The 13,348-nt window shown below is 50.8% G+C and carries 13 protein-coding genes and 1 other RNA gene; 7 read left to right on the top strand and 7 right to left on the bottom strand.

Annotated features, from left to right (window positions below):
* Positions 1–23 precede the first annotated feature (23 nt).
* Together F456_RS0101525 and F456_RS0101520 are read right to left on the bottom strand one after the other, a co-directional pair.
* Positions 24–206 (bottom strand): hypothetical protein, encoded by a 183-nt coding sequence (locus F456_RS0101525; RefSeq protein WP_018975238.1) that lies wholly within the window; start codon positions 204–206, stop codon positions 24–26.
* 3 nt (positions 207–209) lie between these two features.
* On the bottom strand, positions 210–443 hold the full coding sequence (locus F456_RS0101520) for a hypothetical protein (RefSeq protein ID WP_018975237.1): 234 nt from the start codon (positions 441–443) through the stop codon (positions 210–212).
* A 168-nt stretch (positions 444–611) separates the two neighbouring features.
* On the opposite strand from F456_RS0101520, the gene F456_RS0101515 reads away from it, so the two are divergent.
* Entirely contained in the window at positions 612–809 is a 198-nt protein-coding gene (locus F456_RS0101515; RefSeq protein WP_018975236.1) for a cold shock domain-containing protein, read from the top strand.
* A gap of 89 nt (positions 810–898) precedes the next feature.
* Here the strand turns inward: F456_RS0101515 and F456_RS0101510 are convergent, their stop codons facing one another.
* Positions 899–2,209: a hypothetical protein gene (locus F456_RS0101510; RefSeq protein ID WP_018975235.1), complete on the bottom strand. Its 1,311-nt coding sequence runs from the start codon at positions 2,207–2,209 to the stop codon at positions 899–901.
* A gap of 305 nt (positions 2,210–2,514) precedes the next feature.
* Between F456_RS0101510 and F456_RS0101505 the strand changes: the two genes are divergently transcribed.
* The 3 genes from F456_RS0101505 (at position 2,515) to F456_RS0101495 (ending at position 5,659) form a co-directional block, all read left to right on the top strand.
* Positions 2,515–3,597 (top strand): tetraprenyl-beta-curcumene synthase family protein, encoded by a 1,083-nt coding sequence (locus F456_RS0101505; RefSeq protein ID WP_018975234.1) that lies wholly within the window; start codon positions 2,515–2,517, stop codon positions 3,595–3,597.
* A 15-nt stretch (positions 3,598–3,612) separates the two neighbouring features.
* Positions 3,613–4,584: a 6-phosphofructokinase gene (gene pfkA / locus F456_RS0101500; RefSeq protein ID WP_018975233.1), complete on the top strand. Its 972-nt coding sequence runs from the start codon at positions 3,613–3,615 to the stop codon at positions 4,582–4,584.
* Between the two features lie 211 nt (positions 4,585–4,795).
* On the top strand, positions 4,796–5,659 hold the full coding sequence (locus F456_RS0101495) for a DUF72 domain-containing protein (protein ID WP_018975232.1): 864 nt from the start codon (positions 4,796–4,798) through the stop codon (positions 5,657–5,659).
* A gap of 66 nt (positions 5,660–5,725) precedes the next feature.
* On the opposite strand, the gene F456_RS0101490 is transcribed toward F456_RS0101495, so the two are convergent.
* The 4 genes from F456_RS0101490 to F456_RS0101475 form a co-directional block, all read right to left on the bottom strand.
* Entirely contained in the window at positions 5,726–7,102 is a 1,377-nt protein-coding gene (locus F456_RS0101490; protein ID WP_040924878.1) for an MATE family efflux transporter, read from the bottom strand.
* A 141-nt stretch (positions 7,103–7,243) separates the two neighbouring features.
* The gene (locus tag F456_RS0101485) at positions 7,244–8,446 is read right to left on the bottom strand and encodes a putative glycoside hydrolase (RefSeq protein WP_018975230.1); all 1,203 of its coding nucleotides are present in this window, start codon (positions 8,444–8,446) and stop codon (positions 7,244–7,246) included.
* A 311-nt stretch (positions 8,447–8,757) separates the two neighbouring features.
* Positions 8,758–8,952, bottom strand: a complete 195-nt coding sequence (locus tag F456_RS0101480) for a hypothetical protein (RefSeq protein WP_018975229.1) — start codon at positions 8,950–8,952, stop codon at positions 8,758–8,760.
* Between the two features lie 188 nt (positions 8,953–9,140).
* The gene (locus F456_RS0101475) at positions 9,141–9,956 is read right to left on the bottom strand and encodes a YitT family protein (protein ID WP_040924877.1); all 816 of its coding nucleotides are present in this window, start codon (positions 9,954–9,956) and stop codon (positions 9,141–9,143) included.
* Positions 9,957–10,370: 414 nt separating this feature from the next.
* Between F456_RS0101475 and cshA the strand changes: the two genes are divergently transcribed.
* The 3 genes from cshA (at position 10,371) to ssrS (ending at position 13,180) form a co-directional block, all read left to right on the top strand.
* Positions 10,371–11,948, top strand: coding sequence for a degradosome RNA helicase CshA (gene cshA, locus F456_RS0101470; protein ID WP_018975227.1), 1,578 nt, complete (start codon positions 10,371–10,373; stop codon positions 11,946–11,948).
* A 207-nt stretch (positions 11,949–12,155) separates the two neighbouring features.
* Entirely contained in the window at positions 12,156–12,926 is a 771-nt protein-coding gene (locus tag F456_RS0101465) for a YesL family protein (protein WP_018975226.1), read from the top strand.
* A gap of 64 nt (positions 12,927–12,990) precedes the next feature.
* Positions 12,991–13,180, top strand: a non-coding RNA gene (ssrS, locus tag F456_RS23900) — 6S RNA.
* Positions 13,181–13,348: the final 168 nt, after the last annotated feature.

Here is a 13,348-nt window from a genome sequence, read left to right as displayed (position 1 = left end):
ATGATCGCCGAAGAAGATTCGGCTCAGGAGCCCATAGTGAAAAGCGTATAGGCGGTCATAATGAAGGTAAGCAGCAGCATAAGAGCGACAGCGATCGCAAGACCTCGCTTCAGCTTCTGCGGGATCGTATCCTTATAAAAAACAACGACGCCGCCGAGCAGCAGCGTCAGGACGATCAGGATGGCGAGGTTGGTCGTATCGTTCATCCTTTATACCTTCTTGAGCGCATCCATGATGCTCTGCCACTCTTCATCGGTGCCGTCGAATTTCTCCTTATTGAAACGGGACTTGGCCCATTCCATCATCTCAGGCCGGCTGATAAACGTGTGCGAATCTTCGCCCCACTGGTCGGAAATTTCGCGCAGCACAAGCTGACGCCCGTGAACCTCGACCGTCATCATGTTCCAACTGTCTCTTTTGTAAATCGTGTGCTTTTTAATCATGGTTGCCATTCCTCGTTTCACATTGTTTCTTAAGTAAAATCATAACCCACGCGCCCCGGCAAAAGCAACGCCTCAGCCCATTTCAAGTTTTCAATTGCCAAAGGTTTTTTATTGCAGTATAATAATTATATTCATCATAGATGGTGATATTTTTAGGAGGTTGTTCATTTGAAAGGTACAGTTAAATGGTTTAACGCAGAAAAAGGTTACGGTTTCCTTTCCGTAGAAGGCGGAGAAGACGTATTCGTTCACTTCTCGGCAATCCAAGGCGACGGATTCAAGACTCTTGACGAAGGTCAAGAAGTTGAGTTCGAAATCACCGACGGTAACCGTGGACCACAAGCAGCTAACGTAATCAAACTGTAAGAATTTTTTTCTTACCTGATTTGATAACATAGCAAACCCAAGGCACAGCTCCTCCCCAGGAACTGTGCCTTTTTGCATGTCTTTTGTTTTTATGCCGATTTGTTCATCCGGGGTTCGCGTCCCATGCGGCGTACGACAAGGAAGATGATGATCGCTTCTGCGAGAAGGCCGAGCGACTGCGCCAATGCGCCGACCATCCCGTTCCAGTGCGGAACAAGTGCAACCAGCAGGAACAGCACCGCGATCGTGCAGCCCGCATTGGCCAATTGGGAGCGGAACATGACTTTGGTCTGTCCGTCCAGCAAAATCAATCCGTTGCCGTAATCAAGCCAGGGCATAACGAGCGGGTACAGGATAAAAGCCTGCAGCGTGCGAAGACTTTCTTCGAGCAGCCGACCTTCCACGTTCATCACTTGTCCGAATACCCAATAGCCGAGCGGCGTATAAGCGATTGACGCGACGAGGACAGCAGGGATAAAGCCGATTGCCAGCGAGAACTTGCGCACAAGCACAGGATCAATCCGGTAGTAATTGAGTACAATCTGATGAATATACATAAAAAAGCTGAGCATCAGCTGCATAAGGCTGGCTGCCACGGCAAAGGAGGAGATGGCGAGCGCCACACCGTCCGTTCTGCCGAGCATGATGTTCAGTGCAGGGCCGATAAACATGGCGACGAGTGCGGAATACAGCAGCGGCTTATAGAAACGGAATACATCGCCGCGCGTCTCGACTGAATGACCTTCCTTTTTGGCGGGCAGTCTTCGGGCAATATTTCGACCTTCAAAAAAACTCACCGCAGCTTCGATCACCATGCCGGCAAGGAAAATCACAGCACCGACGATTCCGCTGGTTACACCGTGAATGTTTACAAAATACAAGGACAGCAAATACATGCCCGCCAAGCGGATAATCATACCGATCGTCAGCCATTTGGTCCGGTTATGGGTAATGATGATGCCTTGATAAATATTGCGAATTACCGAAAAAACGCTGACAAACATCAGAACGCCGTAGACGGCAAGTACGCTTGGCAGCAGCTGACGATCTACGCCGAATACCAGCCCGAAGATGCCGCGTCCGATAGGAGTGTAGACGATTAATACCCCGATCAGCATGACGCAGACCAAAAACACGTAAGTCACGAATGTTAACGCCCGAAAAGAAAGCTTGTCTCGGACGAGTGCCGAACAGGTTTGCCTCAGCAGTGTGGACGGACGTTCCGTAATGGCGAGCAGGCTGCCAGCCAGCGCATAACTGGCGATAACCGTTTCCGGCGAGGCGGCAGAAGCTAGCGTACGGTTAATAATGACATGGGACAGCGTAACGAGCGAAGCGGACAGACCCAGCGGAATGAAGAACATGAGCAGCCGCTTCCAGGATAAGGGAACATCGGACATGAGGAACTCCTTTCGTGAAAAAGTTATCCGGACAGAGCCGAATTCGAAAAAAAACGGAATACTTTTGAGTATAGCATGACTGGAAACGCTTGCAATTCTGAGGGAGAGAAAGTTTGGTGAAATAGGACATTTTGGGACGGGAAAGGCGAAGGAATAGGCATCAAACAGGATGATATGCCGAATTTTGCGGAAAAAAAGCCAAAAAAGAGTTTGAATATGATGAAGGTTATTTGTACAAAGCGGGACTGCATATTATAATGGGAATGAATTTAGGGAGACTCATGACTTGTACTTGGAGGTACGCTTTGAACCGACTCAGAACCGCTTATACTGTTCCCGAAGACCCGGTCAGCCTGATGCGGTGCGTGTACAAAATCGTCCTGCCGGGGGTCAAAGAATCGCTCGGAGGCTGGAGAGACCGTGCCGGAACCATTCCCGATCCCGAGCTTCGAACCCAGGCACTGGCGAGCATCGCTGATAAAGAGTTCCATTGTCAGGGAGGCTCGGTATACGCAGCAATCAATTTGGACAAAAAAGATGTACTTATTCCGCTGATCGTGGCGCTTCAGACCATCAGCGACTATCTCGACAATTTGTGCGACCGAAGCACATCGCTGGACCCGAAAGATTTTCGTCTCTTACATAAGTCTATGCTGGACGCGGTGGACCCGTCCGCACAGCCGGAAAATTATTATCGGTTCCGTGATGAACAGGACGACGGGGGATATTTGAATGCCCTGGTCACTGTTTGTCAAGAGAACATCCGCCAGCTGCCCGGTTACGTCCATGCTCAGCCTTATGTACGTCGTCTCGTCGGTCTGTACGGTGACCTGCAGGTCTATAAGCATATTGCCCCCGAACTTCGCGAGCCGTCGCTGACGGCCTGGAGAGCGGAGAACGCCGACCTTGCGCCCGACTTGTACTGGAACGAGTTCGCCGCGGCAACCGGATCGACGCTCGGCATGTTCATGCTGTTCGCCGGTGCGAGCCGTGAAGATTTCGACGAGCAGGCGGCGCGATCCGTATACGAAGCTTACTTCCCTTACGTCTGCGGACTTCATATTATGCTCGATTATTTGATCGATCAGGAAGAAGACCGTATCGGAGGCGACCTGAATTTCTGCAATTACTACGAGAGCGGGGAAGCCATGCTGGGACGCGTTGAAGAAATTGTGAACGGTGCACGCCGCGACGTGGCCGGGCTTCCGCATGCCGCTTTCCACCGAATGATTATTGAAGGATTGCTCGCTTTGTATCTGTCCGATCCGAAGGTCAGCGAGCAGAGAGACGTGCGAACCGTGTCTAAACGATTGATGAAGAAAAGTCCGTTAACGCGTCTGTTTTTCTTCGTCAACAGTATATGGATCCGCAAACATAGGCAGCACTAACAAGGAGGAAGCAACATGTCAGCAGTGAAAAAAATTGCAGTATTAACCAGCGGCGGAGATTCCCAAGGAATGAATGCCGCGCTTCGCGCCGTTGTGCGCAGCGCGCTTTACCACGGAATCGAAATTTTCGGAATCCAGCGGGGGTATCAGGGCCTGCTTAACAACGATATTTTCTCGATGGACCTGCGCAGCGTCGGCGACATTATCCAGCGCGGAGGTACTGTGCTCCAATCCGCTCGCTGCAAAGAGTTCTATACGGAAGAGGGACAGCGCAAAGGAGCCGAGATTCTGCGCAATTACGGAATCGAAGGTCTTGTAGTTATCGGCGGCGACGGTTCGTATCAAGGCGCGAATAAGCTGAGCAAGCTCGGCATCAATACAATGGGTCTGCCGGGCACGATCGATAATGATATTTCGTTTACCGACTATACGATTGGTTTCGATACTGCTGTAGGCGTTGTCGTTGACGCAATCAACAAGCTTCGGGATACGATGTCTTCGCACGAACGGGCTTCCGTCGTTGAAGTTATGGGTCGTCACTGCGGCGACATTGCGCTGCATGCAGGTCTTGCTTCGGGCGCCGAGACGATTCTCGTACCGGAAGTACCATACGATCTGGGCGAAGTTGCTCAGCGCATGACGCACAACTTCGCAATGGGCAAACGCCACAGTATTATCGTGGTAGCCGAAGGCGCAGGCAAAGGCGACGATATCGCAAGCGAGCTGGCGAGACATTCCAGTCAGATCGATGCGCGCGTTACCGTACTGGGCCATATCCAGCGCGGCGGCACACCGACTCCGTTCGACCGCAATCTGGCCAGCCGTCTGGGCGATTTTGCTGTTCGCTCGCTGATCCGCGGCGAGAGCGACAAAGCATGCGGTATTATCAAGGGCGAACTGGTACTGACGGATATCGATAAAGTCGTCAACACCAAGAACAAGTTCGATAACGAAATGTACGAATTGGCGCTGCGTCTTTCGCAGTAAACGGATGTCTGTATAGGCGTTGGAAGCGGCAAAGGGATAACCTCCGTGCCGGAAAGGCAGCTTGTCTGCTCTTTTCGGTACGGAGGTTTATTTAGGTTTGCAGATCGGGTAAGAGCAGACATGGAGATTATTTCGAGGATTCGTTTCAAGGGTTTATTTCAAGAGTTCGTTTTAAAAAAGTTAAATTGTTCCAAAGAAAGGAGGCGTGCGGATGATTACAATCGGATTGACCGGATGGGGCGATCACGATTCCATCTATACGACAAAAGAAGCGGCGAAGCAGAAGCTGACTACTTACGGCAAGCTGTTTGGAACCGTCGAGGTGGACAGTATGTTTTATGCGGTGCAGTCCAAGCGGAACATGGAAAAATGGACGACGGAAACGCCGGGGGATTTTCGTTTTGTCATCAAAGCGTTCCAAGGGATGACTGGGCATTCACGCGGCAAAATTCCGTTTGAAAGTGAAGACGAAATGTATGAAGCTTTTCGTCTGTCGATCGGCACGATGCAGCAGGCGAATAAGCTGAAGGCGGTGCTGTTTCAATTCCCGCCCTGGTTCGACTGTACACGCGAGAATGTGGCGAAGCTGCGCGAGATTCGCGCACGAATGGATGATGTCCCGTGTGCATTGGAGTTTCGGCACCAGAGCTGGTTTCAGCCGGTGATGCGGGAGCGTACGCTGAAGTTTATGCGGCAGGAGCGCTGGATTCACAGTGTATGCGACGAGCCTCAGGCGGGAGTCGGTTCGGTGCCGATCGTTGAAGAAGTGACCGACGATGAATTGACGATTGTACGCATGCATGGACGAAATACAGCCGGCTGGCAGTCTGCCAATCAGCCGAATTGGCGGGAAGTACGCTATCTGTACCGCTACAATACACAGGAGCTGGAGGAATGGGCGGAACGACTGCGGCGTTTGGAGAAGCAGTCGAAAGAGGTGTATGTCGTCTTCAACAATAATTCCGGCGGAGACGCTGCGGATAACGCGCGAGAGCTGATGGCCATTCTCGGTCAGGATGTACCGAAGCTTCCCGGAGAAGATGAACCGCAGCAGCTTGATTTATTCGAATTCTAGTCATCTGTAGTCATCCAAGCCAAAAAGGTTGTTCCCGTTATCTATTTCAGGGGAACAACCTTTTATCTACACTTGGATCGCGTTAGGGTCGGGAGGACGAACGGCATGCAGACGCTGGACCTTGAGCAGCCGGAGCAGCAGAAGCGCCGCTCCGACGGCCAACCCGGCAATCAGGCCCAACCAGTAGCCGAACGGGCCGAAAGATGTATAGACGGCCAGCACGTAGCCGACAGGGAGTCCAATTCCCCAGTAAGCGATCAGCGTGATGAAAAATGCCGGTGTCACATCTTTATAGCCGCGCAGCGCTCCCTGAATAGGCGTAGCAAGCGCATCAGACAGCTGGAAGAAGATCGCATAGACGAGGAATTGAATGATGAGCGCTGTTACGGCCGGATCGTTCGAATAGATCAGGGCCACTTTGTCTCCGAACAGCACCAGAAGGGCGGCGGTAACGAGCGCCATTCCTATAGCGGAACCGATGCCGATAAAAGCGTACTGCCTGGCGTCTTTATTGCGACCTGCCCCCGCTTCGTAACCGACGAGAATGGTCAGCGCCATGCAGATCGCCAGCGGAATCATATACAGTGTGGAAGCAAAGTTGATCGCGGCGGAATGTGCGGCGACCGCATTTGTTCCAAAGCGGTTCATCAACAGTGTCACGGCGGCGAAGATGGACGTTTCGAAAAAAGTCGCAAAGCCGATCGGAATACCAAGCTGCAGCAGTTCTTTCTGCTTCGCCCAAGAGATCCGATGCCATTTGCGGAAAAAACCGAAGCTTGCAAAAGGCTCGGCCCGGTGCATGACAGCCAAGGCGATCAGAAAGATCACCCAATAGGTGACAGCACTTGCAATGCCGGCACCTACGCCGCCCAGCTCGGGGAAGCCGAACTTGCCGAAGATCAGCAAATAATTGAGCAGCAGCTGTACAGGCAGCGAACACAGTGTGATGGCCATTGATACGCGGGTCTGGCCTAAGGAATCGATACAGCCGCGCAGTACGGTGTAGCCGAATAAGGGAACAATGCCGAAAGCCAGACAGATTAGAAATTTATAAGCGGTATCCGCAACTTCGGCTTCCGCATTCATGAATTCGATCGCTGGACGCAGCAGCATAGCGCCAAGCAGCAGCACGGCAGCCGAGAACAGCAGCGACAGCAGAAGTCCCTGGAATACATTAAAGCGGACATCGCGTTCCCGGCCGCCTCCCACAAGCTGGGAGACAATCGGCATGATGCCGTTCAATACGCCGTTAAGGCCGGTCTGGATCGGAATCCATAGACTGACGCCGATCGATACACCGGCTTGTGCGGCCGGACTAACGTGACCGGTCATGCTCGTATCGAAGAATGCCATGGCGGACAGCGTAATCTGCGTTACGAAGATCGGTAGGAATACGATAAGAAACTGGGCGATTTTTTGTTTGAATGATGAAGTGGGCTGCATGCTCTTGACAGGTCCTTTCAGTATGGCGGCAGCTCGTATGGACGCAGGCAAAAACCCGGCCTTGAAGGCCGGGTTGTCGCCGTACATTTGCCATGCGCGATATCGCCGTTTGTATGAAATAAGAGAGACGGCTTAAATCTATCAGTCCTTAGGACCGTAGTTGGCGTCCTTGGTGTAGCGGTTGGAAGCATTCCAGAGCAGATACTCCTCCACACCCATATCGGCCATTGCTTTGATCTGGGCATCCACTTCGGCTTTGCCGTACTTCGTATAGTGGCCGCTGCCCAACCAGCTGGCAGTGAAGTCCTGAATCCATGGACGTACGATCGGACGCTGCGATTCGTCTTCGATCTCATCCAGCTTCTTGAAAGTGTCTTCCATGGAGCCTTTGATCGTTACATAAGGCTCTCTGTCCGGATCTTTGGCACCGAACCAGCCGGTCGAGTAATGACTCGGGTAGACCATAGGTGCGATAACATCGACGTTTTCCGAAATTTTCGTGAAGTCTTGTCCGATTCCTTCTGCAGCTGGTACGGATGCCGCATAGCCAAAAATGTCGACCGATACGCGAACGCCGAGCGGAGCCAGTTCTTTGCGCGCGTACTGCACGAATTCGGAAACGGCTTGGGTACGCGTTTTGTCGGTTTTTTCGTAAATGAGCTTGTCGGCGCGGTTTTCGAAACCTTCCGCGAAGCGAACATAGTCGAACTGGATTTCCTTGAAGCCTTTGGCCGCCGCTTCTTTTGCAATGTCGACGTTATAATCCCAGACTTCCTTGCTGTACGGATTGACGAAAGCGTCGCCTTTTCCGTTTTTCCATACGCTGCCGTCCGAGTTGGTGAAGGACAGCTCCGGATGGTTCTCTGCCAGAATCGTATCCTTAAATACAACGATACGAGCGATCGGATAAACATTGTGATCTTTAAGCTTCTTCATCAGTTCATCGATATCCGGAATAAACTTTTGGGAAGTGCCCATTTTCAGCAAATCTTTGTTTTCCGTTTTGTACGTTATGTACCCCAAGTCGTCCTTGACGTCGATAACCATGGAATTGAGGCCGGTATTGTCAAGCAGATCCAGCAGTTCGCTCATTCGAGCGCCGCCTGCACTATAGGCCGTTACATAAATGCCCTTAACGGTCGGGGCATCCGGCTGCGGATCAATCTTGAGCGGCGGATTGTCCGCGTCGATCACTACACTGTCTTTCTGAGCAGTCAGGGCACTCAGGTTCCACGCCGATTGAACGGCTGTGTTGATCGGGTTGGTACTTACCTGCGCAGGTTGTACGCTTTCCGGATTGGAAGCGCCGATTGTCAAAGCCAGCAGGCTCCATAAGATGTCCATTTTTTTCTCTCCCTTGTCTGTACGTGATTCTTGGTTGGAATGTCTTTTCCAGTATAGCCTTTTTGTGTCGGTCGTGGAGTGAATTTGTAACAAATTTCTAATTGTTCCGGCAAGTTGGCATACTTTGAGTCTTTAACCGCCATGCAGACGAACGAATCCGATTTTTGCTAAAACCGTTCATCATATGTAGGGCCGCCCCTTCTCGAAAGAAGAGCGCGGCCTTATGAAGAAGCTTTTGAAGAGATTCAAACGGACTGCAATGCGAATCATATGAAATCTCTAGTGCAAAATCTCTTTGGCGCAAAATCTTTTTAGTGCAAAATTTCCGGTGACTGATGTTCCAAAATGCTGTGGTGAATAATGTCGAGCGCGTCTTCGGCTTCAAGAATACCCAGGCCGTCGCGAAGGACGATCACGGAATCAAGCTCCTGCTGCTTCAAAAAAGAAAGCATGTCGGGGTACCATTTCATCACGATTTGCTCAAGTTTTACGGCTTCCATTTCCATAGTCGTCACCCTTTCTTTTCCGGAATCGTGCGTCATTGTCTGACTCGAATACCTTAGAAAAGCGAACCATGCGTGCCTATGAACCTGAAGCGTGAAGCTTGCCTAACCGGGACTCCGGGGAGCCCCGGAAGCGGTACGGACTCATTATAACATACCCCTACCCGGAATTCGATTTTACCTTGTCAATATTATAACGAGCGCTTTCGGAACGAACCCATTACGCCTACCGTTTCGACAATGTTGACGAACGCCCGCGGATCGGCTTCTTTAATAATACGCTTGAGCTCGGCCAGTTCGTACATGGTCGTAACGGTCATCAATACATCCTTTTTCGAGTGGGAAAAGGCGCCTTCGGCCGAAATGCGGGTAATACCGCGCTCGATCTGAAGCAGACGGGCGAGTAGGGCATCCGTATCGTCGGTAATGATGAACAGGGTAACTTTTACATGACCGACGTGAATTCCATCCATCACTTTGCCTGTAATATAGATGGATACCATCGACAGCAGTGCGAGGTTCCAATCCCCTTGAAGATAACCCATCACGAAGATGACCAATCCGTTAAGGGCTACCGTAACGGTGCCGACAGGGAAGTCCCGGTAGCGGGTAACAATAGAACCCAGAATATCGAAGCCGCCGCTTGATCCGCCGACACGGAACGAGATGCCCGCTCCGACACCGACCAGAACGCCTCCGAAAACGGAAGAAATAATCGGATCGCTTGCCACCATGCTTTCCGGAACAAGCGCGATCATAATCGTTGTAGCGGCAACCGAGATGATGCTCAGTAAACTAAAACGCCGTCCGAGCAGGAACCAGCCTGCAATCAGGAGTGGCACATTATAAACAAAATACATGACGCTGACCGAGACCGGGGTAAAGTAGGCGGTAAGCATGGAAAGTCCCGATACGCCGCCGCTGAGCAGTTGATGCGGAATCAAAAACAAATTGAAGCCGGCCGCGATTAATAAGGCACCGATGACCGTTGTAATAACATGACCCATTCGAATAAACAAACCCACCACTCCTGAAAAATAAAATGAAAAAACGAAAACAAAATGAAAACTATGAAAAAATGTGACAAAGTCTTGAAGGTTTACTAGCTTTTCGATAGCCGCTTATGGTATAATGATTTAGATGTTCTTGAGTAGATCTTTCTCGTTTCCGTAACCGTCAACGACTGAACGGAAGAATCACGAGTAAAAGGATAAACGGTATATAATAAGGCTTCGGCTTTTCGGCTTCGGCTTTGAAGAAGCTCCTCCCTTGTCCAAGTGGTGCGGAAAACTTGGTGTCATTAGCATATGAGGAACCCTTCGGTTATCGATCGGTTGCGGCTACTTAAGAATACAGAATACGAAAGTGGCTTGTCCACAGGTAAAGTGGCGATCCGCTTACAATAAAGGAGCATGAATCTATTGGCAAATTTTGTAGACTTCGATTTGGAACCAAAAGTATTGCAGGCAATTACAGAGATGGGCTTTGAAGAAGCGACTCCGATCCAGTCGCAGGCGATTCCAATCGCCTTGTCCGGAAGCGACATGATCGGTCAAGCACAGACAGGTACAGGTAAAACGGCTGCATTTGGTATTCCGATGATCAGCAAGATCGCTCGTGAAGAAGAGAAGATCTCCGCTCTTATCATGGCACCAACACGCGAACTGGCTATCCAGGTTGCCGATGAAATCGAGAAGCTGGCACGCTTCAAGGGACTGCGTTCCCTGGCAATCTACGGCGGTCAAGATATCGTTCGTCAGATCCGCGCATTGAAGAGAAAGCCGCAGATCATTATCGGTACGCCGGGACGTCTGCTTGACCACATCAACCGTAAAACAATCAAGCTCGACGATGTGCACACAGTCGTGCTGGATGAAGCGGACGAAATGCTGGATATGGGCTTCATGGAAGACATTCAGTCCATCCTGAAGCTGGTTCCGGAAGAACGCCAAACACTGCTGTTCTCGGCAACGATGCCTGCCAACATCAAGCGTTTGGCTGAGCAGTTCCTGCGCAACCCGCAGCACGTATCGGTTATTCCAAAACAAATCAGCGCACCGCTGATCGAGCAGGCTTACGTTGAAGTGCCTGAGCGTCAGAAGTTTGAAGCTCTGACACGTCTGCTTGACATGGAATCCCCTGAGCTGGCAATTCTGTTCGGACGTACGAAGCGCCGGGTAGACGAACTGGCTGGAGCCCTGCAAAAACGCGGTTACTCGGCTGACGGCCTTCACGGTGACCTTTCGCAGAACCAGCGCGATGCCGTTATGCGCAAATTCCGCGACGGCAGCATCGACGTACTGGTTGCGACGGACGTAGCAGCACGCGGTCTCGACGTATCGGGCGTTACGCACGTAATCAACTTCGACCTGCCGCAGGATCCGGAAAGCTACGTTCACCGAATCGGCCGTACAGGTCGTGCCGGCAAAGAAGGTAAAGCTTGGTCCTTCGTAACGCCGCGCGAACTTGATCATTTGAACTTCATCGAGCGTGTGACACGTCACAAAATCGCTCGCAAGCCGCTTCCTACAATGAGCGAAGCGATCGAAGGCAAACAGCGCATTCTGGCTGAGCGCCTGCTTGAAGTAGTACAGGACGGCGAACTGAACGAATACAAAGGTATCGCAATTCAACTGCTTGAGCAGTATGATTCCGTTAACCTGCTGTCTGCAGCAATGAAGCTGATGACCGGCGAGAAGAAGGATGCCAAGGTCGAGCTGACACCTGAGGATCCGGTTAGAGTAAAACGTCGCAGCAGCGGCGGTTACAAGGGCGGAAGCCGTAGTTCGACTGGCGGCTATAAAGGCGCAAGCAGCGGCGGTTACAAAGGCGGCTACAAAGGCGGAAGCAGCCGCAGTGGCTACCAGGGCAGCGGAAGCCGTACTGGCGGAACAGGCGGTTACAAAGGTTCGAAAGAAGGCGGCTACCAGGGACGCGGAGGAAAATCTTCGTACCAGGGAGATCGTCCAAGCACGAACCGCGACAATCAAGAAGGTTAATTTCTGAACGGACTTAAGGCGGCGCAGCGATGCGCCGTCTTTTTTGTGCAGAGGAAGAATAAGAGGGAGCGATATTCGTTTCGCCGCCCTTTTGTCAAAGGCTGGTTTTTGCTCGCTGGAATCGGTATAATTGAATATCATACGGCATATGGTGTGTGATCATGCACCCCACTGGCGATTATGCGATTTTTCGAGGAGGAATACCTGTTGGAATTTAGGGGGCTTACGGGAGGCATATACCGCTTGACCGAGTGGATTATGCGTCTCTCGGGAACGAATCTGCTTTGGGTGCTGTGTTCGGCGCCGTTCTTGTTCATTCTGTATCTGCGGCTGGCCATCGATCCGCAGTACGTCAATGAAGCATTGACGCTGAATTGGGCGCTCGGTATTCTGGCACCGGTTACATTATTCCCGGCTACATCAGCGTTGTTTACTGTTGTACGCAAATGGGTGATGGGAGATCCGGATGTCAAAATTATGCGCACGTTCTTTAGAGGTTACAAGGAGAACTATAAGCAAAGCTTGGTTGGCGGACTTTTCTACACGGTATTGTTTGTCGTCATGTACGTCGATATTACCGTTTATATGGTCCAATTCCCCAATTTGCAGCTCTTCGGTATCTTGATGCTAATTCTGATGATTCTTCTGTTCGTCTCGCTGTTTAACTTCTTCTCCATGGTTGCTCATTATCATATGAAGATCGGCGGCATTTTAAAAAATGCAATTCTGCTGACACTGCTGCGTCCGTTCCGAGTGTTTTCGACGCTGATCGGAGCGATCGCAATTCTCTATATTGGATGGCAGATGCCGGTATTGTACGTAATTTGTGCCGTGAGTGTAATGGCTTGGTTCGCTTTCTTTAATTTCTATGCGACATTCCTGAAAATGCAGGAGCAGGCGAAAAAGCGGGAAGAAGCTCAAAATTCCGATGAAGAGTCGGAACTCATTGAGCTTGGCAAAGAGAAAAAAGAAAAGTGAAGATTCCTTTGTAAAAAAACCTGGATGGAGTTTACATTAGCTGTCGCAAGCGCTATAATAACTCTACATCCTGCGATGTACGTTTCGGTTTTTCGTTGTTTTGAACCAATGAATGAGTCTCGGGAGACCTAAATCGAACGCCGCAATGAAAAGCCCTGTCTATATGACATGGGGACTTCAAAGCCCGTTTTGCGGTCACCCACCTGCGATAGCAGGTTCGAGACAATGTTACCGGACGGCAGAGCGGGATTCCCTTTTATGATCCATATACGAGGGGGCAGGCTGAAGAGCCATTGTTCCCAAACGTGATAAAACGTCCCTGCACCGAAGAAGTTATCGGAGCAAGGACGTTTTTGCTGTGTTTTTCTTTTGTTCTTAATCGAACAATGATAAACTAGAAGTAGATCGGCGGGTAACGTTAA

This window comes from Saccharibacillus kuerlensis DSM 22868 (assembly GCF_000378145.1).
GTDB classification, from domain to species: Bacteria; Bacillota; Bacilli; order Paenibacillales; family Paenibacillaceae; genus Saccharibacillus; species Saccharibacillus kuerlensis.
This window is presented reverse-complemented; position numbering and strand designations above follow the sequence as displayed.